This window comes from Microcystis wesenbergii NRERC-220, from assembly GCF_032027425.1.
Taxonomy (GTDB): Bacteria; Cyanobacteriota; Cyanobacteriia; order Cyanobacteriales; family Microcystaceae; genus Microcystis; species Microcystis wesenbergii_A.
This window is the reverse complement of record NZ_JAVSJA010000001.1, coordinates 51,333-74,481: the sequence shown is the minus strand read 5'-3', so window position 1 is coordinate 74,481 and position 23,149 is coordinate 51,333. Positions and strand designations below refer to the sequence as shown.

At 43.2% G+C, this 23,149-nt stretch carries 20 protein-coding genes and 1 pseudogene; 12 read left to right on the top strand and 9 right to left on the bottom strand.

Annotated features, from left to right (window positions below; all coding sequences use genetic code 11):
* The first annotated feature begins 18 nt into the window (after window positions 1-18).
* Entirely contained in the window at window positions 19-651 is a 633-nt protein-coding gene (locus tag RAM70_RS00370; protein WP_002737320.1) for a response regulator, read from the top strand.
* A 19-nt stretch (window positions 652-670) separates the two neighbouring features.
* Here RAM70_RS00370 and RAM70_RS00365 read toward each other — a convergent pair whose 3' ends face one another.
* Window positions 671-1,348, bottom strand: a complete 678-nt coding sequence (locus RAM70_RS00365) for an alpha/beta fold hydrolase (RefSeq protein ID WP_045360331.1) — start codon at window positions 1,346-1,348, stop codon at window positions 671-673.
* A 206-nt stretch (window positions 1,349-1,554) separates the two neighbouring features.
* On the opposite strand from RAM70_RS00365, the gene RAM70_RS00360 reads away from it, so the two are divergent.
* Window positions 1,555-2,307: a Uma2 family endonuclease gene (locus RAM70_RS00360; RefSeq protein ID WP_288002043.1), complete on the top strand. Its 753-nt coding sequence runs from the start codon at window positions 1,555-1,557 to the stop codon at window positions 2,305-2,307.
* A 96-nt stretch (window positions 2,308-2,403) separates the two neighbouring features.
* Here the strand turns inward: RAM70_RS00360 and RAM70_RS00355 are convergent.
* The 4 genes and pseudogenes from RAM70_RS00355 to RAM70_RS00340 all read right to left on the bottom strand — a co-directional run.
* Window positions 2,404-3,015, bottom strand: a pseudogene (locus RAM70_RS00355) (FkbM family methyltransferase); the annotation flags it as partial.
* A gap of 57 nt (window positions 3,016-3,072) precedes the next feature.
* A complete protein-coding gene (locus tag RAM70_RS00350; RefSeq protein WP_288002046.1) occupies window positions 3,073-3,402 on the bottom strand; it encodes a hypothetical protein in 330 nt (109 codons plus the stop codon).
* Window positions 3,403-3,473: 71 nt separating this feature from the next.
* A complete protein-coding gene (locus RAM70_RS00345) occupies window positions 3,474-4,538 on the bottom strand; it encodes a pentapeptide repeat-containing protein (RefSeq protein ID WP_190381270.1) in 1,065 nt (354 codons plus the stop codon).
* A gap of 163 nt (window positions 4,539-4,701) precedes the next feature.
* Window positions 4,702-5,595, bottom strand: coding sequence for a ferritin-like domain-containing protein (locus RAM70_RS00340; protein WP_045360336.1), 894 nt, complete (start codon window positions 5,593-5,595; stop codon window positions 4,702-4,704).
* 174 nt (window positions 5,596-5,769) lie between these two features.
* On the opposite strand from RAM70_RS00340, the gene RAM70_RS00335 reads away from it, so the two are divergent.
* The 4 genes from RAM70_RS00335 (at window position 5,770) to ppsA (ending at window position 12,202) form a co-directional block, all read left to right on the top strand.
* The gene (locus RAM70_RS00335) at window positions 5,770-7,326 is read left to right on the top strand and encodes a M16 family metallopeptidase (RefSeq protein ID WP_312671940.1); all 1,557 of its coding nucleotides are present in this window, start codon (window positions 5,770-5,772) and stop codon (window positions 7,324-7,326) included.
* Between the two features lie 64 nt (window positions 7,327-7,390).
* Entirely contained in the window at window positions 7,391-8,839 is a 1,449-nt protein-coding gene (locus RAM70_RS00330; RefSeq protein WP_312671939.1) for a M16 family metallopeptidase, read from the top strand.
* Between the two features lie 299 nt (window positions 8,840-9,138).
* Complete coding sequence (locus RAM70_RS00325; protein ID WP_045360338.1) at window positions 9,139-9,393, top strand: UPF0175 family protein; 255 nt, start codon at window positions 9,139-9,141, stop codon at window positions 9,391-9,393.
* A 367-nt stretch (window positions 9,394-9,760) separates the two neighbouring features.
* Window positions 9,761-12,202 carry a phosphoenolpyruvate synthase gene (gene ppsA / locus RAM70_RS00320; RefSeq protein WP_190380685.1) on the top strand — a complete coding sequence of 814 codons (2,442 nt, stop codon included), beginning with the start codon at window positions 9,761-9,763 and terminating at the stop codon, window positions 12,200-12,202.
* 146 nt (window positions 12,203-12,348) lie between these two features.
* Here ppsA and RAM70_RS00315 read toward each other — a convergent pair whose 3' ends face one another.
* Together RAM70_RS00315 and RAM70_RS00310 are read right to left on the bottom strand one after the other, a co-directional pair.
* Complete coding sequence (locus tag RAM70_RS00315) at window positions 12,349-12,981, bottom strand: Uma2 family endonuclease (RefSeq protein WP_190380686.1); 633 nt, start codon at window positions 12,979-12,981, stop codon at window positions 12,349-12,351.
* 470 nt (window positions 12,982-13,451) lie between these two features.
* Window positions 13,452-14,684 (bottom strand): bifunctional cobalt-precorrin-7 (C(5))-methyltransferase/cobalt-precorrin-6B (C(15))-methyltransferase, encoded by a 1,233-nt coding sequence (locus RAM70_RS00310; protein ID WP_045360343.1) that lies wholly within the window; start codon window positions 14,682-14,684, stop codon window positions 13,452-13,454.
* Between the two features lie 224 nt (window positions 14,685-14,908).
* Between RAM70_RS00310 and cobG the strand changes: the two genes are divergently transcribed.
* The 5 genes from cobG to cobJ all read left to right on the top strand — a co-directional run bounded on the left by cobG (window position 14,909) and on the right by cobJ (window position 19,554).
* On the top strand, window positions 14,909-16,333 hold the full coding sequence (gene cobG, locus RAM70_RS00305) for a precorrin-3B synthase (protein WP_312671938.1): 1,425 nt from the start codon (window positions 14,909-14,911) through the stop codon (window positions 16,331-16,333).
* Window position 16,334: 1 nt separating this feature from the next.
* The gene (locus tag RAM70_RS00300; RefSeq protein ID WP_045360347.1) at window positions 16,335-16,961 is read left to right on the top strand and encodes a precorrin-8X methylmutase; all 627 of its coding nucleotides are present in this window, start codon (window positions 16,335-16,337) and stop codon (window positions 16,959-16,961) included.
* Window positions 16,958-17,662 (top strand): precorrin-2 C(20)-methyltransferase, encoded by a 705-nt coding sequence (cobI, locus tag RAM70_RS00295; protein ID WP_045360348.1) that lies wholly within the window; start codon window positions 16,958-16,960, stop codon window positions 17,660-17,662. Before RAM70_RS00300 ends, cobI begins: the two co-directional genes overlap by 4 nt.
* Before the next feature lie 264 nt (window positions 17,663-17,926).
* Complete coding sequence (locus RAM70_RS00290) at window positions 17,927-18,112, top strand: hypothetical protein (protein ID WP_242017300.1); 186 nt, start codon at window positions 17,927-17,929, stop codon at window positions 18,110-18,112.
* A complete protein-coding gene (gene cobJ, locus RAM70_RS00285) occupies window positions 18,109-19,554 on the top strand; it encodes a precorrin-3B C(17)-methyltransferase (RefSeq protein ID WP_312671937.1) in 1,446 nt (481 codons plus the stop codon). Before RAM70_RS00290 ends, cobJ begins: the two co-directional genes overlap by 4 nt.
* A 156-nt stretch (window positions 19,555-19,710) precedes the next feature.
* Here the strand turns inward: cobJ and RAM70_RS00280 are convergent, their stop codons facing one another.
* Window positions 19,711-20,382: a hypothetical protein gene (locus tag RAM70_RS00280; protein ID WP_045360356.1), complete on the bottom strand. Its 672-nt coding sequence runs from the start codon at window positions 20,380-20,382 to the stop codon at window positions 19,711-19,713.
* 285 nt (window positions 20,383-20,667) lie between these two features.
* Here RAM70_RS00280 and RAM70_RS00275 point away from each other — a divergent pair, with 285 nt between their 5' ends.
* Complete coding sequence (locus RAM70_RS00275; RefSeq protein ID WP_312671936.1) at window positions 20,668-21,414, top strand: cobalt-precorrin-6A reductase; 747 nt, start codon at window positions 20,668-20,670, stop codon at window positions 21,412-21,414.
* 500 nt (window positions 21,415-21,914) lie between these two features.
* Here RAM70_RS00275 and RAM70_RS00270 read toward each other — a convergent pair whose 3' ends face one another.
* Window positions 21,915-23,102 carry a TRC40/GET3/ArsA family transport-energizing ATPase gene (locus RAM70_RS00270; RefSeq protein ID WP_002741890.1) on the bottom strand — a complete coding sequence of 396 codons (1,188 nt, stop codon included), beginning with the start codon at window positions 23,100-23,102 and terminating at the stop codon, window positions 21,915-21,917.
* Between the last annotated feature and the right edge of the window lie 47 nt (window positions 23,103-23,149).

Genomic DNA, 23,149 nt, shown 5'->3' with positions numbered 1-23,149 from the left:
TGTTAGGAATCAAAGATCATGCGGATTTTAATTGTTGAAGACGATCCCTTAATGCAGTTGGGTTTAGAACAAGCGCTCGGTGAACAGCCGGATTTTGAGATTGTCGGTCAAGCTAGTGATGGTCTAGCGGGGGTACAATTAGCCCTATCCCTACGGCCAGATTTAGTGGTCATGGACATCGGTTTACCCCGTCTTGACGGCATTGCGGCAACTAAACAGATTAAGGAAGGTTTAGCTAATGTTCATGTGGTCATGCTCACTTCCCACACTCTCCAACAGGAAGTGATCGCAGCTCTGGCTAGTGGTGCTGATGCCTATTGTATCAAGGGAGCGAGTCTCGATCGCCTTTTGGCCGCCATTGAAGCGGCCAAGGATGGGGCCACCTATTTAGACCCCCAAATTGCCCGTTTAGTCATGGATAATCTCAAACCGCCGGCAGTGCAACCTAATCCCAATCTAGCACTTTTATCGGAGCGAGAAATGGAGGTTTTAAAGTTAATTGTTGAGGGCAAAAGTAACGCTGAAATCGCCGAACAACTCTATTTAAGCACCAATACGATTAAAACCCATGTGCGGGGCATTATGAATAAATTGGCCGTGGACGACCGAGTACAAGCGGCCGTAATTGCCCTGCGTTCCGGTATTGTTTAAGGGGAAAATGGCGATTTACTTATCCCCTATTCGAGGCTTCTCTAATCACCTCTAAAACCTCTGAAGCATGGGAAATAGTCGGGACGTGACCGGATGCCAAAACCACTGTCTTTGCTCCCATTCTCTCGGCCAAATTAAACTGTAATTCTGGAGGTAAGGCTTGATCTTGACTAGAGACAATATACCAGTTCGGCTTATTTCTCCAAGCGGTTGTAGTGGTTTTTGCTGTTAGTAAAGAGGCTGCTGCTGGGGTTTGGGTGGCATAAATTAAAGCAGCTTTTTCGGCAGGCAAATCATTGGCGAGAATCTTCTCTATTCCCTCTTGAGAAATCCAGATAAATCCCTCTTGTTCTTGAAAATACTGTGATGGTTTTTCGTATTCACTAAACAAATCTACCATCGATTCCCCCGCATCAGGAGCCAACGCTGCAATATAAACTAAACCGGACACTTTTTCATCGTTGCCTACTTCTGTGATTACCATACCGCCCCAAGAATGACCGACTAGAATACATTGTCCTTCGATACGGTTTAAAATTCTTTTCGTAGCAGCTACGTCATCGGCCAGAGAAGTGAGAGGATTTTGCACGGCGATCGCTGCGTATCCTTCGGCTAATAACTGGGCAGTTATCTGATTATAACTAGAACCATCGGCCCAAAAACCGTGAACCAAAACAATATTGTTAATTCTGTTCATAAGACCTCTTACAAAACTCGAAAAGTGCTGGTTTTTAGCATTTTTTAACTCTCACAAATTAATTAGACAGGAGAGCTATTAATATTCTTACATTGTAGCCATTAAGTCCATTTTAACTTTTTAACTCCATTGCCGGTGCTATAATCATCCAAAAAGTATATTCAATCACTTATAATAAGTTATCGACCTATCTCTGTTGGAAAACCATGACTATCGCTGAAAGCTTACCCCTAGTCGAGTCTCATGTAAACCCTGAGATAATCTTCCCAGAAGGCGAATTTTGGAGTGATGAACCCCCTTTGGAAAGTAACCTACATCTACAACAAATTATTTTACTAATTCAGTGTTTAGAATGGTGGTGGCGCGAGCGAGAAGATTATTTTGCCACTGGCAATTTAACTATCTATTACAGTCCCAACCAGAAAAAGTCAGAATTCTTTCCTGGTCCTGATTTTTTCGTCGTTTTGGGGACAAATTCCAACCCCAACCGCAGAAGTTGGGTAGTTTGGCAAGAAGAGGGCAAATATCCCAATTTAATTATCGAAATTCTCTCCGATAGTACCGCCAAAGTTGACCGAGAGGAGAAAAAACAAATTTATCAGGATATATTTCGCACTCCCGATTATTTTTGGTTTGACCCAGAAAGCTTAGAATTTCAAGGATTTACCCTAATTAGCGGTCAATATCAACCGATTGCCCCCAATCCCCAGGGATGGCTCTGGAGTCAACAATTAGGCTTATATTTGGGTTTATCCGCCAATAAATTGCGCTATTTTACCCCCGAAGGTGAATTAGTACCCACTCCCGCAGAAGCGGCACAACAGGCAGAAAACCGGGTTTTAGAGGCAGAAAATCGGGCTGTAGAGGCAGAAAGCCAAGTCCAGCAAGAAAAGCAAAAAGCTGCGAAATTAGCGGCTAAACTGCGGGAATTAGGCATAGATACCGAGGAAAATCTCTAGTCTTCTTTTTTGATTAATAGTCAACAGCTTACCGCTCCTCAATTGTTGAACCACCTAAGCTAACTGGTAATCTCTAGAATCGGTGAAAATTTAACTTTATTTCCAGAAATTTTCGGCTTCGGGACTAAGGAAATCCTTAAGAATTTGGAAAATTTCTAAATTGGCTAGTCCTTGCTTAATTAAGTCAGGAAATTGACTCAAAACTTCGATAATATTATCGGCAAAATTATAATTTTTATCTTGTCCACAATTAACGGTTAAATAAGCCAGTAACTCCACTGCATAATCGGTAAAATCCATCACATCGGCAATACAGGCTAGTTTGAGAATTTGTTCGGGGGTTTTTAGAGACAAGAAATCAGCCGATAAATCTGGGGCAATTAAGTCTCTGTAGTAATAAGCTTCCCCCCAGAGTATTTGCCCTGGTCGCCGAGATTGAATAGGAGAAATACTGCGAATTCGATGGGAAGTTGCTAAATGAAATAGGGAAAAAGATTGTTGTCTTAAAAACTTATCAATATCAGCAAAAAGAGGTTGATCGAGATAAAGAGGTGAAAATTCAACTTCTATTTGTATACCCAAAACACTGCGGGATAATATCTCTAAACCTCCCTGTAAAACATCTAAATCTGCCCCTTGCACATCAATTTGTAAAAAATCTATAGATGGGATATTTTCCTGTTGACATAATTGATCTAAAGTAGTTGTTTCTAGGTCAAAAGTAAAGTCTAAGTTAGCAAATTATGGTAAATTTTTAAACCGGTTTTAAAAATCTTCATTGGGAGGATAAAGAGAACTACACATCGGATGTTTAGTTACATATAAAGTCTTTTCTCCCTTAGATTTTGCCAGGGCAATGGCTAGATGTTTTTCCTGCCAATTAATATTTCGTCTGACCAATTCTTCATTAGCTTCTTCACAAGCATCTCCATCGGCATCTACTCCCAAAATTGTTAAATTGGGGGCGAAAATCTGCCATCCGCTGCTACCATAATCGTCTTGAGTGCTAAGTTTTCGTGAACCAACATTACAGACGGTAATCGAAATTTGATCGAGATGACCGCTTTGTTTGAGACTTGGAGTAAATAAGGGCATATTTTTTCTATCTGGCTATGGAGAAATAGGGCAATTGCTAAGATATTCCTGGTCTATAGGTAAGGAGGATACTAATCGCAGAAAGCTCCGCGCAAGCGTAAGGTTTCCCGCAATTCCTCGGTCATACCCACGTTATCGGCAAACTTTGTCCCCTTCACTTTTGCCCCGCTAAAATTCGCTTGAGTGATGTTGACTTCAACTAAATTAGCTCCTTCTAAATTGGAGCCAATTAAATTAGCTAAAGCCAAACTAGAACGGTAAAAATCAGCATAACTTAAATCGGCATTAGCTAATAAGGCTCCGCTTAAATCCGCTCCTTTGAAACTAGCATGACTGCCATTAATTTCGCTTAAATCAGCATCGGTTAAATTGGCCCCCCGCAGATTCGCTTGATAAAGATTAGCCATGCCTAAAGATATACCACTTAATTCCGCTGCTAGAAGATTTGCCCCAGTAAAATCCGTCAGGGGATTGAGTTCAGCTAATTGGGCTAATTCCCGAAAATCATCAGTAACAGCAGCATAAATTCCCTCGATTTGTGTCTGCAATTTCTCTAAATTTTCTGATGCTGCCGGTTGCGGTTCAACTAGAACAGTATCTAATTCTACCTGGGATGACCCTAAAGAAATACGACTCAAAAAAGCATCAAATTGATTTTCTATCAGGAAAAATGCCAACTTTCGCTCTAAAATACTATGTTTATTGGGACTTATATCGTGTTTCCATAATCCCGATGTTTCCGTAATACAGATATCGGCAGCTGTCAGGGAAAATTGCACCGTGAGATGATAAGGTTCTTCCTCCACACTCACAGTTCCTAGGTTAATCCTTTCGATCGCTCCTGTAAATATTGACTGAGGACTTTTGAACGATAACCGCCATTGATGATTATTAATACGATTTATGTATAACTCTTGACTAGAAAGAGGATTTGGTGTTAGGTGACAATTAACTAAAAGAAAATCTAATTTTCCTCCTTTTAGTCCCCATTTGATTTCCCCGCCGAGGAGAGATTGAATTTGAGCTTGTAGGTGTAAAGTTAAATATAAATCAAATTTTTGCGAGTCGGTGGCTACTGGTTCTAGGGTTAACGATACACTATCGGGATAGCGATCGAAGGCAGCTAAAAGACGCATAATCCAAAAAAGAAAAGCCAAAATAAACAGTAAAAAAGTGGTGTTTCTCTGGCCCTAAAGCCGAGAACTCACCCCTATTTAAAACAATAGCTGATTTTCTCGATCCTCGCTGAACATTTCTTCAGCGATCGCTGAATGATTGCCCCAGAAAATCAAGGTTAAATTAGTTGACTTTCTCTTTTTTGCCGATATTGCCGTCCGCATTAAAAAACATCGGCAAAAAGCGTTCCATAAACATTTGTGGATCACGATTCCAGGCTTTTTGAGCCGCTTCTACCCGGAATAATTGTAATTTCGGGTCGAGAAGGGATTGGGGTAAACGTTCCATCAGATATTGAGGACGTTCCCAAAGCGGCATAGTGGCGGCGATTTCCATTAAGTGACCGACGCGGCGCAATTCTGCCCCCAGGGTGATGTCCATACCCGATTCATAGGCGGCCTGTTCGATCGCTGAGTATTTGGCCTTGGCTTTTTCGACTTTTTGCCGATGTTGGGGGCTTTTTTGGGCAATTTTGGCTAACCAACGATTACCCCAACGCACATGACCCGCTTCTTCGGGAAAGATTTTGGCGATCGTTTCCTGAATTTTCAGATTTTCCGGGGTTTGTTCCCCTGCTTTGAGGGCATAAATATGGGCGGCAAAGTATTGGCATCCTCGTTTTTCCGTGACGTTAATTGCCGCTAGGGCCGCAATCAGTCCATCTTCCCTTTGTTCTTCGCCTTGGAATTGATCTTGATCGAGAAGACGTTCAAATTCATCGATATAGGACAACCCTGGCGGTTTCCCCACATCGGCCCCCAATTCGATCAATAAATCGGTTAACCAGTAGGCATGGCGGGCCTCATCGGCAACGTGATGGGAAAGATCCTGGATCAGTTCTTGCGGTTGTCCGTCTAAGGTTTCGATCAGTTCGGTCAGGTCTTTACAGCTACGTTGTTCGTTGTAGCGGTAACGGTTGAGGGTGACAAGATGAATTTCGCGATCGCTAATGACACGCTTCATGATGTCGCGAGCGCTCATCGTCTTCTTGAATTTACGAGGGTAAGCAACGGTCATGATTTTGTATCGTTTTGTAAACGGCTTTCCGTATTCTAACGGAGTTTTCCCCCAAGCTGGCAAGGGAGCGGGGAGCAGGGAGATGGCCTCTCACTCCCCTCTCCTAACAATCGACTGCTAAGATCGAACATAGCGATCGATCTCTCGCTCCCACGATACCTGATAAAACTATCTATGATCATTAAAAATAACCCCTATTATCGGGCTTTCACCGGCTTTTTGGTCGCTTTCCTTGTGTTTTGGGGTTTTGGGAGTTTCTCCCCCCTTCTTGCCCAAGCGAAAGAGCAATCAGCCGATGTGCAATCGATTACCCCCTACCTTAAGCAATTTCAACAAAAAATTACCGAATTTCGCCTCGATAACGGACTAAAATTCATTATCCTAGAAAATCGCGATGCCCCGGTTATTTCCTTTGTCACCTATGCAGATGTGGGAGGTGCCGATGAACCGGACGGTAAAACAGGAGTTGCCCACTTTTTGGAACATTTAGCCTTTAAAGGCACAAAAACCATCGGTACTACCGATTATCTTAGCGAGAAAAAAGTCCTCGATCGCCTTGAAGCTATAGACAAAGAACTGCAAGCGGCCAAAAAAGCGGGTAAAAGCGCAGAAGTGGCTAAATTAACGGAAGAATTTCAAAAAACTAAGGCAGAGTCCGAGAAATTCGTCCAACGCAACGAATACGGGCAAATCGTCGAAACTCAGGGAGGAGTCGGTTTAAATGCCACCACTTCCAGCGATGCAACTAGCTATTTTTACAGTTTCCCGTCGAATAAATTGGAATTATGGATGTCTTTGGAATCGGAACGATTTTTAGAACCGGTATTCCAACGGGAATTTTACAAAGAAAAAGACGTAATTCTGGAAGAAAGAAGGATGCGGACGGATAATAGCCCCTTGGGTTTATTAATCGAAGCTTTTCTCGATCAAGCTTATACTGTCCATCCCTACAAACGTCCCGTCATCGGCTACGATCGAGATATTCGCAATCTGGAACCCTCAGATATCCAAAACTTTTTCGATAAATTTTATCCTGCCAGTAATTTAACCATAGCTATCGCCGGAGATGTGGACCCAGAACAGGTCAAACAGTTAGCTAAGGTTTATTTTGGTCGTTTTCCCGCTAAACCGAAACCTCCCCAGGTGAAAGTAGTGGAACCGAACCAAACCAAAACAAAGGAAATTACCCTAAAATTAGCCTCGCAGCCTTGGTATTTAGAAGGATACCATCGTCCCGCCCTCAATCATCCCGATCATGCGGTTTACGAGGTTATCGCCACTTTAATGAGTGAAGGAAGAACCTCGCGACTGTATAAAGCTTTAGTGGAGGACAAACAACTTGCCCTCGCTGCCCAGGGATTTAACGGCTTTCCGGGAGATAAATACCCGAATTTGCTGTTATTCTATGCTCTTACCGCTCCTAATGTCAGTGTGGAGGAAGTAGCGCAGGGTTTGAATTGGGAATTGGAAAGATTGAAAAATGAACCGGTTTCGGAACAGGAATTAGAACGGGTTAAAAATCAATTACGGGCAGCCCTATTAAGAGGTCTTGATTCTAACATGGGCATGGCGCGATCCTTGATTGAATACGAGGTAAAAACCGGCGATTGGCGTAATTTATTCGCCCAATTAGATGCTTATAATGCTGTCACCGCAGCCGATATTCAACGGGTGGCTAAAGAGACTTTTACCACCGAAAATCGCACTATTGGCCGAATTTTACCAAAGTAAAAAGCGGCAAAGTTTGCTTTTTGCTCCCTCTTATCTATTTCTTCCGATAATTTTGACTCAAATCATGAAAAAACGCTTACAATGGCTAGGTTTAATCCTGATCACCCTGATAGGTGTCCTCGCTTTTCGTTCCCCAGCAATTGCCCAAACCCCGCGACATTTTACCGATTTAACTTTTCCTCCCCTTCCTGAAGTTACAGTTCCCGAATACGAACGTTATCAACTAGATAATGGTATGGTGGTTTATTTAATGGAGGATCGGAGCTTACCTTTAGTGAGTGGTACGGCGATGATTCGGACGGGAGGAAGATTAGAACCGGGGGAAAAAGTTGGATTAGCCGATATTACTGGAACCGTGCTGCGTAGTGGTGGCACGGAAAAACATCCTTCTAATGTCTTAAATCAATTATTAGAACAAAGAGCAGCCCTAGTAGAAACCTCGATCGATCTTAACGCTGGAACTGCTAATTTTAGCGCTCTTAGTGAAGATTTAGAAGCAGTTTTTAATCTCTTTGCCGAGGTTTTGCGTTCCCCAGCTTTTGAAAATCAGAGGGTGGAATTAGCCAAAGTTCAGGAAAAAGGAGCAATTGCCCGACGTAATGATGATCCCGATGATATTGCTAGTCGGGAGTTTAAAAAGCTAGTCTATGGTGATAATAGCCCCTACGCTCGTACTGTAGAATATAGCACTTTAGCTAATATTGACCGTCAGGATTTAATCGATTTTTATCGTACCTATGTCCGTCCCGACCAAATAATTTTAGGAATTGTCGGTGATTTTGATTCTCCGTCGATGAAAGCATTAATCAATAAGACTTTTAGCGATTGGAAAAATCCCGCCACTGCCACTAAAATTGTCACCCCTTCGGCAACTCAAAAAAATCTTCAAGGTGTCTTTGTCGTCAATCAACCCCAATTAACCCAGAGTACGGTTTTATTAGGTCATCTTGGTGGTCGTTTGGATAGTCCTGACTATCCGGCTTTAACGGTATTAAATGAGATTTTAAGCGGTTTTGGTGGTCGTTTATTTAATGAAGTGCGTTCCCGTCAAGGATTAGCTTATTCTGTCTATGGTGTCTGGAATAGTCGTTATGATTATCCCGGTTTATTTATTGCTGGAGGTCAAACTCGCACCGATGCTACCGTACCTTTTATTAAGGCAATTTTAGGCGAAATCGAGCGCCTTCGCAATCAACCCATAACCGCAAAAGAATTGGCAGATGCTAAAAATGCTATTCTCAATTCTTTTGTTTTTAAGTTTGAGAAACCTGCTCAAAATTTATCGCGATTGATGACCTATGAATACTATGGTTATCCCCAAGATTTTATCTTCCGTTATCAACAAGCGGTAAAAGGGGTGACAATTGCCGATATTCAACGAGTGGCCCAACAATATCTACAACCGAATCAAATTGTGACTCTAGTAGTGGGTAATGAACAGGAAATTCAACCTCCTTTATCCAGTTTGGGAACTACGGTTAAAACTGTTGATGTCACCATTACACAACTATAAATAGGGTTTGCTGAATAAATCTAAAAACCTTGTTGGATAGGGTTTTTAGACTTGTTTTCCCTCAAAAAGTGCCGACCTTTGGAGTGATTGGGGGGAAAATTCAGGTACTTTTTCCCTGAAAATTAGGTAATTGACCCCCTGAAAATGGGTAAAACCCCACACCCCACACCCCACACCCCACACCCCACACCCTGCCCCCAGGAAAAGCTTTTTCAGCAAACCCTAAATAAATCTAGGTTGGATTGAGCTAAACTAGGTGAAATCCAACCTAAAAAAATGAGATAAATATAGCAGGAGATATGACTTTACAACTCACCATAAATTATCCTGAAAATTTACCCGACTTTCTTCAAAAAATGCGCGAGGAATTCGAGAGAGAAGCAACCTGGGCTATGGTAGTAAAACTCTTTGAGATGAAACGTATTTCGTCCGGTATGGCTGCCAATTTATTAGGAGTGGATAGGGTTAATTTTTTATTGAGATTGACCGATTTTGGCGTAGGGATGATTGACTTGACAGAAGAAGAACTATTATCAGACCTTGAAAGTGCCTAAAACTGAAGGTGACGTATTGCTAAATTACAGCCCTTCTCGTAAAAAAAAGTATAACCTAATTTGGTATTGACTCCTGACTGCTGACGACCGACTCCCCAAAACGAAAACTTCCTATCTCACCATTGAGATAACTGCTGTAACTATTTTGAGATAACTAAGGCTATCATTGAGGAAAGTTACTGTTGAGACTCCTGATTAGTTTATTAATTTTTGTGTTAAGTAGCTAGACAATTAAACCCTTTAGAGATAGGGTGATCGTGGCTGAGTTTGCTATTATATAGTTTTGTAAATAAATATCAAACTCAAGGGTTTTTGAAGATGGTATCTCGCTAAACTGAAAGTATAAAGTACAGAGGTAAAAATACTTATGATGCTACTACAAGATGTTGCGAGAACCTCTAGAGAACAAGCATTAATTCTGTGGTTTGAAGAAGTAGACAGCAAAGACGTGGGATTAGTCGGTGGGAAAAACTCCTCCTTAGGCGAAATGATCCAACAATTAACCCCGAAAGGGATTAATGTCCCCACAGGATTCGCCACCACCGCTTACGCTTACCGTCACTTTGTCGAAAAAGCCGGACTAGACGCACAATTAAGACAAATTTTCCAAGATTTAGACGAAAATGATGTGCAGAACTTGCAAGAAAAAGGTAAACAAGCACGCACATTAATCCTCAATACACCGTTCCCCGATGATTTAAGTCATGCGATCGCTATTGCCTATCGCCGACTCTGTGAACGTTATGGCGATGATCTCTATCATTCCATAGATGTGGCCGTTCGCTCAAGCGCCACCGCCGAAGACTTACCAGAAGCGAGTTTTGCCGGACAACAGGAAACCTATCTCAACGTGCAAGGGGTAAGGGGAGTTTTAGAAGCTTGCCATAAATGTTTTGCCTCTTTATTCACCGATCGCGCTATTTCCTACCGTCATCATAACGGCTTCGATCACTTTGCCGTCGCCCTTTCCGTCGGTGTCCAAAAAATGGTGCGTTCAGATCTAGCCACCTCTGGGGTGATGTTTTCCATCGATACGGAAACAGGGTTCAAAAATGCCACTTTAATCACCGCAGCCTACGGTTTAGGGGAAAATGTCGTGCAAGGAGCCGTTAACCCCGACGAATATCTGGTTTTTAAACCCACTCTTAAAAACGGTTACAAACCCATCCTCGACAAACGCCTCGGCAGTAAAGCCATCAAGATGATCTACGATGATGGAGGATCGCGTCTAACCAAGAATATCCGAGTTAACAAGCTAGAACAGGATCAATTCTGCATTAGTGACCAAGAAATCCTCACTTTAGCCCGTTGGACGACCCAAATCGAGGAACATTACTCGCAAGTGCGCGGAACCTACACCCCCATGGACATCGAATGGGCAAAAGATGGGATCACGGGAGAACTCTTTATCGTTCAGGCGCGTCCAGAAACCGTACAATCGCAAAAAGCAGCTAATATCCTTAAATCCTACGAAATTAAAGAAAGAAGTCAAGTTTTAGCGGTGGGACGGAGTGTAGGTGCGGCAATCGGTCAAGGAAAAGCCAGAGTCATCCTCAGTGTAGATAAAATCAACAACTTTAAACCGGGAGAAGTTCTCGTCACCAATCGCACGGATCCCGACTGGGAACCGATTATGAAACAAGCAAGCGCGATCGTTACTAATCAGGGTGGTCGTACTTGTCATGCCGCTATTATCGCGCGAGAAATGGGCATTCCGGCGATCGTGGGTTGCAATAATGCCACGGAAACGATTAAAACCGGTCAGGAAGTCACCGTTTGCTGTGCGGAGGGGGATGAAGGGAAAGTTTACCTCGGATTGCTACCCTTTGAAATTATTGAAACTCCCCTGGACAATTTGCCCCAAACTCGGACAAAAATCCTCATGAATATCGGTAATCCCGAAAAAGCCTTCGCTTTTGCCGATATTCCTGCCCAAGGTGTCGGTTTAGCGCGTCTAGAATTCATTATCGCTAACCATATTCAGGCCCACCCCAGCGCCTTGCTGAAATTCCACGAATTGGAAGAAGGAGACGTAAAAGACCAAATCGCCGAATTAACCAAACACTACGAGGATAAACCCCAATTTTTCGTCGATAAATTGGCCCGGGGAATTGCCATGATTGCAGCCGCATTCTACCCCAAAGATGTAATTGTGCGGATGTCCGATTTTAAATCCAATGAATACGCTAATTTATTGGGTGGCAAACCCTTTGAACCCAAGGAAGAAAACCCGATGATCGGTTGGCGCGGCGCTTCCCGTTATACTGATCCTAATTATCGCGAGGCTTTCGCTTTGGAATGTCGGGCGCTGAAAATGGTACGGGAAGAAATGGGATTAACTAATGTGATTCCGATGATTCCTTTCTGTCGTACCCCCGAAGAAGGGATGAGAGTCCTCGAAGAAATGGCGAAAAATGGTCTCGAACGCGGGGTTAATGGTTTGCAAGTTTATGTGATGTGTGAGTTACCAAGTAATGTAATTCTTGCCGACCAATTTGCTCAGGTGTTTGACGGATTTTCGATCGGTTCTAATGATTTGACCCAATTAACCTTAGGATTAGATCGGGATTCTGCCCTAGTTGCCCATCTTTTTGATGAACGGAATGAGGGAGTTAAACGCATGGTGAAAATGGCCATTGAAACCGCTAAAGCCCATAATCGCAAAATCGGTATCTGTGGTCAAGCCCCCAGTGATTACCCCGAATTTGCTCAATTTTTAGTGGAATTAGGCATCGATTCTATCAGTCTTAATCCTGATTCTGTCCTCAAAACTTTATTGATGGTGGCAGCAGTGGAGCAAGGACAATAGTTTAGTGATAAAGGTGGGACTTGCCCACCTTTTTTTGTACTAAGCCAACTAACTTCATCATACTGAAAATACATATAGCCCACTATGGCTATTTTTTACTTGTCTCTTAACAAAGATTAACTGTAAACTGCGATTAAGAGATAAACTTAGATTTCGTCAGGATTAAGGCCTAATTCCCGCAGTTTATGGGCTAATCTTTCCGCTCGTTGTTTTTCCTGATTATAGCTAGTGAAAGCTTGTCCATCGGGATAAAAAAGCAACATTTCCGGTTCTCCTAACTGAAAACGTATTCCTAAACGGGGACTAACCCAATTATCGAGAGTTTCTAGAATTTCTAGCTGATTTTCGCCTCTTATCCAAGCACTGGCATCGTTTTTATGGGGATCATAAAGATAATATTCCTCGACCCCATAACGCTGATAAAATAGCTGTTTTTTGGCCATTTCCGTGAGGGTGTTACCCGGAGAGATGATTTCAAAAACCACCTGGGGACTAATATTATTTTCGAGCCATTGTCGATAGGAACCCCTTTCCCCTTTTGGTCTCCCAAAAACCACCATGATATCCGGTGCTTGACGCAGTTTATTATCATTTTCCACAGGATACCAGAGTAAATCACCCGCAACAAAGACATCAGACTGCTGGCGAAATAGCCAGTCTAAATTAGTTTTAATTGTCGTAATCCAACGAAATTGCAGGGTATTATCCGCCATGGGTTGACCATCGCTATCGGGGTAGATAATTTCAGTGACGTTAGTTTTATCTAGTTGCGAAACCATGAGACTAAGTAAAAAGTGAAAACTAGAAAATGTCAACAACTTAATTCTATTATAGCGAGCATTTGTATTATGTAGCAATTATGACAAAAATATTGACAAATAAGATAATACTAAATCCGGTTATTAAAGAATGATTATTTATTCTCCCTTTTGCCTATTGCCTATTGCCTATTGCCTATTGCCTTTTGCCTGTCTTGATATGTAGCATATACTCAACGGATTTAGTATAACTTGTGCATTGGACAATAAAGATTGAATTTTTTTGATGATAACGATTGAAAATTTCGTTGGTTCCTAGAAAATTTTTGTCTAATTTTGGTAACTATAATTATAATAAGACTATCAACTGGAATTAGGACAAGAAGATGAGTGGCGGTTTAGTCTATCGACAAAGCCCAGAAGAAGAGGAATTAGAGCAAAAAGTTCTATCTACAACTTTTACAAGAGAGATCGAGGACAAAATCAAGGATTTACAATCTCGGTTTCAGAACAGTCCACTGGGTTACGGGGGCCATTGCTTTCCAACCTAAAAACTTGCCGACTGGTTCGGCTTTTTCAATGCCAATTCGCAGCAGTTCCCCTCCTAATTTACTATGCCATTGCAAGAGGACTAATTCGCTTTCAATTGTAACAGTGTTGGCAACAAGACGACCCCCGGGACGCAGGGCTAACCAACAGGTTTCCAATAGGTGCGGTGTGGTGATACCGCCACCGATAAAAATAGCGTCTGGTTGCGGTAAATCTTCCAGGGCGCTCGGTGCGATTCCGGCGACGATTTGCAGATGGGGCGTTCCCAGGGCGGCGGCATTATCGGCAATGTATTGTAATCTGGTGGGATGATGTTCGATCGCAATCCCCTGGCAACGGCGATCGCTACGCAGCCACTCAATGGCAATGGAACCACAACCCGCCCCCACATCCCAGAGCAATTGTCCGGGTAGAGGAGCCAATCTACTCAGAGTGATAGCACGAACTTCTCTTTTTGTCAACTGTCCGTCATGATGGTAGGCAGAATCCGGCAGTCCTGGAAGGCGCGGCGCCCGGGTGGGGGGATGGGAGGAGATGCAGCTAATGGCGATGACATTTAGATCCGCCAGATCTGTAAACTCCCAATCGTTGGCGATGCCTTGAATGTGGCGTTCTAGGGTTCCCCCTAGATGTTCTAAAACCGTGATGCGACTTTCGCCAAAACCTCCCTCCCTGAGCAGCCGAGCAGCGATCGCAGGAGTCTGGGCATCGGCACTCAGTACCAGCAGTTTAGCGCCGGGATAAAGCACCCCATTCAACCAAGCCGGAGGGCGACCGCACAAACTCAAAGTTTCCACTTCACTCAGAGGCCAACCCAAACGACTACAGGCAAGACTGAAGGCAGAAGGAGAGGGAATAATCGTCATTTCCTCAAGGGGAATCTGACGGGTGAGGGTGACACCAATTCCGTAGCACATGGGATCACCACTGGCCAAAACACAGACGGATTGACCACGAAGGCGGATAATCTCGTTAACAGAGTCTTGGATGGGAGAAGTCCAGAGCAGTTTTTGCCGTTGATCCTCTGGGGGTAACATTGCCAGATGACGTTCACCACCGACAATAACTGATGCTAAAGAAAGCAGACTTCGCCCCACCGAACTTAACCCTTCTAAGCCATCTTCGCCAATTCCTATGATCGATAGCCATTTCGACTTACAATTGCGATCCGCCATGTCTAAAAAACTCAAACTGTGGTATAATCCTTAAACTTGTCTTTGGGAAAATCCGGTGCGATTCTGGTACTGTGCCGCAGCTGTAATCAAGTAAAAAGAAAACACTCTTGAGTGTATTTTACCTTTTTCCTTGCGAGTCAGAATGCCAATTACAAGTTTTTAATCGGTAGATAGACAACTAATTTTCTAACTACTTCTCTGCGTCGCATGGAGAACACACAAAGGTGAATTGGTTAGTTGAAGCAAATGCTTGTCCCGGTTTGTTTTATGGAACTGCTGCCCAGGATGGGTTTTTAATTCGTCTCCGCACCCCCGGTGGATGGCTCAATTCTTCACAGGGAAAAGCGATCGCCACTTGGCTCGAACAATGGCAGACGACAATACAAGTTACCAATCGGGCAAATCTGCAAATTCGCGGACTGCAAAAATCCCCCAGTTTAGAAGAATTTCAAACCCTGCAAAAATTAGGGTTAGCTGCCCATAATCCCAGTATCGATCATTTGCGTAATATCATGTCCAGTCCCACGGCTGGAATTGACTGTCAAGAATCGATCGATACTCGTCCATTAGTCCAAGAATTAGATAATTTTATCCAAAATTATCCATCAATTGCCCAACTAAGTCCTAAATTTAGTATCGGGATCGATGGCGGTGGTGCAGTGGGAATTGGCACTGGTTCAACTATGGCCTGGCAACACCGCTATAATGAGATTCAGCTATCGGCAATTACCGTCAATAATCCGACAAATTTAACTTCTATTGTTTGCTTTCGATTAGCCCTCGCAGGAGATAAACAATTCTATGACACGGACTTATTAATTGACCCAGAAAACTGTTTAGCTGTGGTCAAAGCTTTAGTAAAGGTTTATGTCGATTATGTTCAACAAACCCCCAATATCAAGGGGAAAAAACCGCGGATGAAACACCTGCTCAAAGATTGGGGATTGGCCAAATATCTCGAACAAGTTAACTCTCAATTAAATCGGACTTCTACTGGAATAATACACCGGCAAGAATACCGGCAAGCTGCCCATTCTACTCAACCCTATTTTCATCTGGGAATTCATCCTCAAAAGCAACCCGGATTATCTTATATTGGTCTATCATTAAGATTAGGACAATTGACGGCTAATCAACTATGGGGATTAGCGGCACTATCAGAAACTTTTGGCAGTGGTCAGTTACGATTAACCCCTTGGCAGACTGTTATATTACCCGATATTCCCGATGAAAAAGTGTCAGAATTGTTGCCAAAACTGGCATTCTTGGGATTATCCGCTTCTCTTGGATGGGATGCGGGGATGGTTGCCTGTAGCGGTAAACCGGGCTGTGGGGCGGCGGCCACTGCAACTCAAATTCATGCTTCTCTCCTAGCAGATTATTTGAAGGAACGCTTAACCTGCAATTCTCCTGTTAATATTCATTTGACAGGTTGTGCTAAATGCTGCGCTCAACCGAGTCCGGCCGAAATTACCCTTTTAGGAACTACCATCGAGGAAAATGGCCAAATACTAGAAGCTTATCAAGTCTATGTGGGTGATAGTCAAAAGTTCTTAGAAACACCCATATTTGAGGGAGAATTTACCAAGATTCCCCCCCTCATAGCCCAAATTTTAAGCTCCCAAAAATCGAAAAATTTAGATAAATAGAATGGAATACATTAAGAATGGTGAGGAAATTTACCGCAAATCTTTTGCTATTATTCGGGCTGAAACTAACTGGGAAAATCTCCCCGATGATTTAGCTCCTGTGGCGGTTCGTCTAATTCATTCCTGCGGGATGACAGACATAACAAAAGATTTAGAAGCATCACCAGACGCGGTTAAAATCGGACGAAATGCCCTCGCTGGGGGTGCAGCAATTCTTTGTGATTCTCAAATGGTCGCTAATGGCATTACCAAAGCCCGTTTACCTAAAGATAATCCGATTATTTGTACCCTCAATCATCCAGAAGTGACCGAGTTAGCACGACAAATTAATAATACCCGATCCGCTGCCGCTTTAGAACTTTGGCGACCTCATTTAGCTGGAGCAGTGGTAGCTATTGGTAATGCACCAACCGCACTTTTTCGCCTGCTAGAATTGCTCGATCAAAATGTAGCTAAACCAGCTTTGATTTTAGGCTTTCCCGTGGGATTTGTGGGAGCGGCAGAGTCGAAAATAGAATTAGCAACTAATAGTCGTGGTGTGCCATTTATTACCCTGCACGGACGTAGGGGAGGCAGCGCAATCGCGGCAGCAGCAGTCAATGCCCTAGCAAAAGAGAACGAATTATGAATAAATTAGGCAAACTTTATGGATTAGGAATCGGGCCTGGTGATCCCGAATTGTTGACGCTAAAAGCACACCGGATTCTCACAACTGTTCCGGTAATTGCCTATCCTACCTTAGAAAGTGGCAAAGTTTTGGCACGGGCAATTGTGTCGGATTTTATCCGTCCCGAGCAGATAGAAATTCCCATGCCCTTACCTTTTAGTGTCGAGCGCAGTTCTCAACCTCATTATGATATTGCCGCCGAAAATATCGCCGAACAGTTAAACTTAGGTCGAGATGTGGCGGTGCTATGTGTGGGCGATCCGATGTTGTATGGCACATTTATGTATATCTTTAATCGCTTGTGCGATCGCTTTTCCATTGAAGTCGTGCCGGGTATTTCTTCAGTGATGGCAAGTGCAGCAATGCTGGGTGTACCTATCACTTATCGAAATGACGTATTTAGTATCATGCCCGCTACTTTAGAGGCGGAAATATTGCGGGATCGCCTAGCATTTATTGATGCAGCAGCCATTATTAAATTAGGCAGACATTTCGCTAAAGTTCGCGATATTCTCGATGAATTAGGATTATTAGAACGCGCCCTCTACATCGAACGAGCAACCTTACCCAATCAGCAAATTATTCCGATTACCGAAATCGAGCCAGAGGCTGTCACCTACTGGTCATTAATTCTGATTCCTAGTAAAACTAAACCCCAATAACTCTATAGAGACAATTAAAAATTAAATCAATCTATAATGAAATCAATGCTGTTTTGTTCCCAAAGACTGCCACCATGACTTCTTCTCTGGCTAAATCCCTAAATTCTCAGGCTTTGACATACTCCCACCGTCAAGCTACGTTACCCAACCAAGAAGGGGTGATTTGCTCTCTAGTAAGTACCTAAGCAAAATTAATTACACATATCTAACCCCCTCTTGCCTTTTGCCTCTTGCCTTTTGCCTATCTTCACTAGGAAATTAATTTTGCACGACTACTTATTTCCGGGTTTGTGGTTAGATATTTCAGCTGGCAGTGAGCTTGTCGAATCTGCCATGCTCAACGGCAATATGTCACGGGTGTTGGACATCTTAAAGGCTGGAATTAACTCAGCAGAACATCAAGAATTTATCCAAAAGTTAACCGCAGCGCAGTCGGGAGAAGCTAAATGAAACCTCCAGCTATTCTAATTTTAGGAGAAACCAGTATCCCCGTGGCTCGTCAAGTGCAAATAGCCCTACCGGAAGCAGTGGTTTATGGGTTAATAAATCGTACCCATTCGGCGGATTTTACCTATAGTAATTTTGGCGAAACGGTGCGAGAATTTTTCCAGACGGGAACGCCAATTATTGGCATTTGTGCGGCGGGTATTTTAATTCGCACTGTAGCACCTTTATTAACTAATAAATGGCAAGAACCGCCTGTATTAGCGATCGCAGAAGATGGCAGCGCTGTAGTGCCTTTGTTGGGGGGTTTACAAGGGGTTAACGATCTCGCTCGTCAAATTGCCTCGGTTTTGCAAATTTCCCCCGCAATTACCACCACTGGTGATATTAGATTTAAAACTACTTTATTATCGCCACCACCCGGTTATCAGTTAGTTAATCCCGATGATGCTAAGAAGTTTCTGTCCGATTTATTGGCAGGTGAAAAAGTAAAATTAATCGGTGAAGCGGACTGGTTAAAAAATAGTAATTTACCGATTTCATCAGCAGCAAAACTGAGCATTGAGATTATTGATAAAAATAACTTAAACTTAGCAAAACCTAGCAATACCTGTTTAGTTTATCTGTGGGAGGAAAGCCAGCAAATTAAGGAAAAATATGGTTTACTACCGGGGGATTTGGCCCAGGAAAGTCAAGGTAAATTAGCCATAGTTGGAACCGGTCCTGGGTCCCTAAATTGGATGTCGCCGGAGGTTCGAGAAGTATTGGAAAAAGCCACGGATTGGGTGGGTTATAAAACTTATTTGGATTTGGTAGAATACCTGAGAAAACCAGAAATTGTCCGCCATGAATCGGATAATCGGGTGGAACTCGATCGCGCGGAAATGGCTCTAGATTTAGCGGCTAAGGGGCGATCGGTTGTCTTAGTTTCTTCCGGAGATCCGGGCATTTATGCCATGGCCGCGGCCGTGTTTGAGGTATTAGAAAAAAAAGCCAAACCGGCATGGCAGCAGATCGCCATTCAGGTCTGTCCGGGGATTTCGGCCATGCAGGCGGCGGCCGCCAGGGTTGGCGCACCTTTAGGCCATGATTTTTGTGCGATTTCCCTATCGGATATTCTCAAGTCTTGGCAGGTGATTTCTCAGCGCATTGAGTTAGCAGCCCGGGCAGATTTAGCGATCGCATTTTATAATCCTGTGTCTCAAGAGCGCACTTGGCAATTGGAGAAGGCAAAAGAGATTTTATTACAATGGCGCTCGCCGCAAACTCCTGTGGTATTAGCGCGTAATTTAGGGCGAAAAGGGGAAACAGTGACGGTGAAATTCCTAGAGGATATGACTATTAACGATGCGGATATGCGGACTATAATTTTGATCGGATCGAGTAAAACTCGCCTGATTGAGCAGGGTAAAACAAAACAGTGGGTTTATACTCCACGTCACTATTAGGTGATAGGACAAAATTAATTTCTTGGTTGGGATAGGCAAGAGGCAGTGTAACCCATCGGGGAAGGGAGGGAGACGCTCACTTGTCTCATTAAGATCGGCGATCGTCTCTAACTTAAATTTTTACCCGTTTTAAAGTGGCGTTGATTTCGTCAAGCATTAGCGGCTCTCGCTTTCAGTCGGAAGATAGTTTGGTTGGCTCTCTGGCTGTTTTGTGCAGTTCTGCATAATTGCGCTTGCTATAACAAAGAGAACAAATCCATAAATACAAAAACTTATTAAATCGAACTTAGGCGGTATTTTTAACCCGCCCGTATCGGTTTCTAGCAATACCCGTTCTTTTCTTTGTTCCCAGAAATATCGCTCAATTTCTAACTTAAATAATTTGTGCAGTGCCAGATAAAGGTGCATACCACCCCAAAGCTCTTTTAAGCTTTTGTTTTCGGGGTCAAAATTTAAAACTTCCCCAACTCTATCAGTTTTAACTATTTTCCCTCGCTCAAGAGTGTTAAAGTCGAGTCCAAAATCAACATAATCCTGTTCTGACTTGCAATGTTCTATTCTCCAAGTCCAGACAAAAAGCTCAAATTGTAGGTTTTTATCCTTGCAAGTGATGGTTTTCTCGCTGCCATCTTCAAAATAAACCGTACATTTAACGTTTTGTCCGTTTCCCTGCGTTAATCCCCCAATGACACCGCCTATTGGCCCAGCTAACAGGGATCCCATTGTATATCCTACCGTTGTCCAACCAATGCTTTTTCTAAATTCCGCCCCTGCTATTTCTATTTTAACAGGAATTCTCGTATCTCGTCTATTTTGTAGGCTAAACATAGTCTAAAACTTAATTGTTAGCTTTATCATCGCTATTTTCGTTTTTTCCGTCTACGATCAAGATCACTGTTTCCGCTTAACTAATTTCTAAGCGCAAGTAGAGAGTTGATAGACTGTATTTGGATTATACAGCGAAAGTCAATATGTTTAGATTACCTCGTTGCAAGGATCTCCCTTGTAACGCATTTCCAGAGGTTCTAGCTCTTGTGTAACCCCCAAAATCTCCTTCCTTTGCAAGGGAAGATAGGAAGATGGAAAATTAGTTAACCTTTTGACGATTGCTGGATGACTAAAAATAAAAGAGTGCTGATTTTAGGGGGAACGGGGGAAGCGGCGGCATTAGCGGCTAAAATTGCGACAATTCCGGGTATAGATGCCATCGCTTCCTTTGCCGGTCGCACGAGAGAACCGATTACTCTCACAACTCCTTCTCGCCGGGGGGGGTTTGGTGGTGCCACCGGGTTAGCCAATTATCTGCGCCAAGAAGGCATTGATTGTTTAATTGATGCCACCCATCCCTTTGCCGCACAAATTTCCTTTAATGCCGCTCAAGCCGCCTCGGATTGTGATATTCCTCGATTAATCTTAAGTCGTCCAGCTTGGGAAAAAGTATCTGGAGATAATTGGATTGAAGTAGAAAACAATCAAGCGGCAGCGAATATTTTATCGGGGTTAGCGCCGCGGATATTCCTCACTATTGGTCGGCAAGAACTGGCCAGTTATGCACATCTAAAAAATATCTGGTTTTTGATGCGGATGATCGACCCTCCGGAACCGGATGCCATCGTACCGATTGGAAAATTATTGTTGGAACGGGGGCCTTTTTCCTTACAGTCAGAGCGCTCTCTTTTACAAGAATATAAGATTGGGGCGATCGTGAGTAAAAATAGCGGCGGTGATGCCACTTACGCCAAAATTATCGCCGCCAGAGAGTTGGGAATAACTGTGGTCATGGTACAACGTCCACCTGTACCTGAAGGAGAAAAAGTGGCTGATGTTGAAAGTGTCCTGGCATGGTTAGAAAAAATATGACTCTCTTGATTTTTCTGGGAAAATCATCAGTAAACCCTATCTAAATTACTCGTTAAGACTGCATCGGAGCAGGGAGCAGGGAGAGGATTTTTGAGCATTTGTACTAAAATTTTCCCTACGCAGTTTAAATTCAGTACAGCTTAAGTAGCTGGTTATAATTAAATTAAAAATGGATTTTAGGTTCGATCCCCCCTGCCCTCCTTGATAAGGTAGGGTTGATTCATGAATCAACCCTACCCTTGATAAGGGGGGTGTCTGATAATTTTTAACGCCTACCTACTTATCAGTTATCAGATGTTATACCAAATCCGGTTATTAAAGACTGATTATTTATTCCTCCTGTTGCCTTTTGCCTCTTGCCTTTTGCCTGTCCTGATATGTAGCTTATACTCAACGGATTTAGTGTTATTTTCAGTTCACTGATTACTGATTACTGATTACTGGACGGCTACGCCGTGCCTTTGGCAACACTGAAAAGCTTCCCACCCAATCTAGGAAAATCACACTTTCACCACGTTGCTAAAAGAGATTTTCAGGTAATCATCTTCCATTTTTGCTCCGGAAGGTTTCAGGGCTGCCAAAGCTTGGGGTAAGACTAAATTGCGACGGTGATTACCGATGCGAATATTTAACTCGTCTCCAGTTTTATTTAGCTGTATTTGTTCCTTGGGTATGCCGGGTAAATATAATTCCAGACTGTAGTTATTTTCCTGTTGAACTACCCGAATTGTGTTTTCTTGGTAATAAACCTTAGTCGGATCTTCCCCAGCAAAAAGAGTTTCTTTCAGTCTTTCCAAAGCGGGTAAACCACACATTTCTTCGGAGTAGAGAGGAACTTCCTTCACCGGTAAGGGATGAAAATTATCGTAAATTTCCTGTTTATAACCCTGTTGATTTTCTTTCCAACGAGCAAAGAAAGGATCGGTTACTTTGTCGGGAATAATCCGATTAGCAATAATCAAATCGGTGGAAACATTATAGAGACTTAGGTAGGCATGGGCGCGTAAAGACTCCTTAATCACCATTTTTTCGGGGTTTGTCACCAAACGTACCGAGGTTTGAGTATTATCGGTCAAAACCTTTTCTAAAGCCTCGATCTGCTCATAAAACTCGTAGGGAGCATCCATAACCTCCTTGTCCGGTAGGGAAAAACCGGCGATCGGTCGAAAAAAAGGTTCCACCAGTGGTCGCAATGCCACCGACATTCCCTGTAAAGGTTTGTAAAATCTTCTCATGTACCAACCGCCCACCTCTGGCAAACTCAGCAATCGTAAAGCTGTCCCCGTAGGTGCGGAATCGATAATCAACACATCATAAGTACCCTCATCGTAATGGCGCTTCATGCGAACTAAGCCGAAAATCTCATCCATTCCGGGTAAAATCGCTAATTCTTCCGCTTGCACTCCATCCAAACCCCTAGCTTGCAATACCTGAGTAATGTAACGTTTTACTGCGCCCCAGTTGCCTTCCAATTCCATTAGTGCATCTAATTCTGCCCCCCAAAGATGGGGACGTACCAAACGAGGATCGTGACCTAATTCGAGATCGAAACTGTCAGCGAGAGAGTGAGCGGGATCGGTGCTGAGAACTAGGGTTTTATAGCCAAGTTCGGCGCAGCGGAGTCCTGTAGCGGCGGCGACGGAGGTTTTACCCACGCCTCCTTTACCGGTCATGAGAATTACACGCATGGGGGCTGATTCTAAGAAAATTTACATTACTTATTCTTATTATGACG

What these genes read in the sequence shown, in the direction of transcription:
- RAM70_RS00370 (WP_002737320.1), top strand. Translation starts at nt 19, where the DNA reads ATGCGGATTTTAATTGTTGAAGACGATCCCTTAATGCAGTTGGGTTTA.
- RAM70_RS00365 (WP_045360331.1), bottom strand. Translation starts at nt 1,348, where the DNA reads ATGAACAGAATTAACAATATTGTTTTGGTTCACGGTTTTTGGGCCGAT.
- RAM70_RS00360 (WP_288002043.1), top strand. Translation starts at nt 1,555, where the DNA reads ATGACTATCGCTGAAAGCTTACCCCTAGTCGAGTCTCATGTAAACCCT.
- RAM70_RS00350 (WP_288002046.1), bottom strand. Translation starts at nt 3,402, where the DNA reads ATGCCCTTATTTACTCCAAGTCTCAAACAAAGCGGTCATCTCGATCAA.
- RAM70_RS00345 (WP_190381270.1), bottom strand. Translation starts at nt 4,538, where the DNA reads ATGCGTCTTTTAGCTGCCTTCGATCGCTATCCCGATAGTGTATCGTTA.
- RAM70_RS00340 (WP_045360336.1), bottom strand. Translation starts at nt 5,595, where the DNA reads ATGACCGTTGCTTACCCTCGTAAATTCAAGAAGACGATGAGCGCTCGC.
- RAM70_RS00335 (WP_312671940.1), top strand. Translation starts at nt 5,770, where the DNA reads ATGATCATTAAAAATAACCCCTATTATCGGGCTTTCACCGGCTTTTTG.
- RAM70_RS00330 (WP_312671939.1), top strand. Translation starts at nt 7,391, where the DNA reads ATGAAAAAACGCTTACAATGGCTAGGTTTAATCCTGATCACCCTGATA.
- RAM70_RS00325 (WP_045360338.1), top strand. Translation starts at nt 9,139, where the DNA reads ATGACTTTACAACTCACCATAAATTATCCTGAAAATTTACCCGACTTT.
- ppsA (WP_190380685.1), top strand. Translation starts at nt 9,761, where the DNA reads ATGATGCTACTACAAGATGTTGCGAGAACCTCTAGAGAACAAGCATTA.
- RAM70_RS00315 (WP_190380686.1), bottom strand. Translation starts at nt 12,981, where the DNA reads ATGGTTTCGCAACTAGATAAAACTAACGTCACTGAAATTATCTACCCC.
- RAM70_RS00310 (WP_045360343.1), bottom strand. Translation starts at nt 14,684, where the DNA reads ATGGCGGATCGCAATTGTAAGTCGAAATGGCTATCGATCATAGGAATT.
- RAM70_RS00300 (WP_045360347.1), top strand. Translation starts at nt 16,335, where the DNA reads ATGGAATACATTAAGAATGGTGAGGAAATTTACCGCAAATCTTTTGCT.
- cobI (WP_045360348.1), top strand. Translation starts at nt 16,958, where the DNA reads ATGAATAAATTAGGCAAACTTTATGGATTAGGAATCGGGCCTGGTGAT.
- cobJ (WP_312671937.1), top strand. Translation starts at nt 18,109, where the DNA reads ATGAAACCTCCAGCTATTCTAATTTTAGGAGAAACCAGTATCCCCGTG.
- RAM70_RS00280 (WP_045360356.1), bottom strand. Translation starts at nt 20,382, where the DNA reads ATGTTTAGCCTACAAAATAGACGAGATACGAGAATTCCTGTTAAAATA.
- RAM70_RS00275 (WP_312671936.1), top strand. Translation starts at nt 20,668, where the DNA reads ATGACTAAAAATAAAAGAGTGCTGATTTTAGGGGGAACGGGGGAAGCG.
- RAM70_RS00270 (WP_002741890.1), bottom strand. Translation starts at nt 23,102, where the DNA reads ATGCGTGTAATTCTCATGACCGGTAAAGGAGGCGTGGGTAAAACCTCC.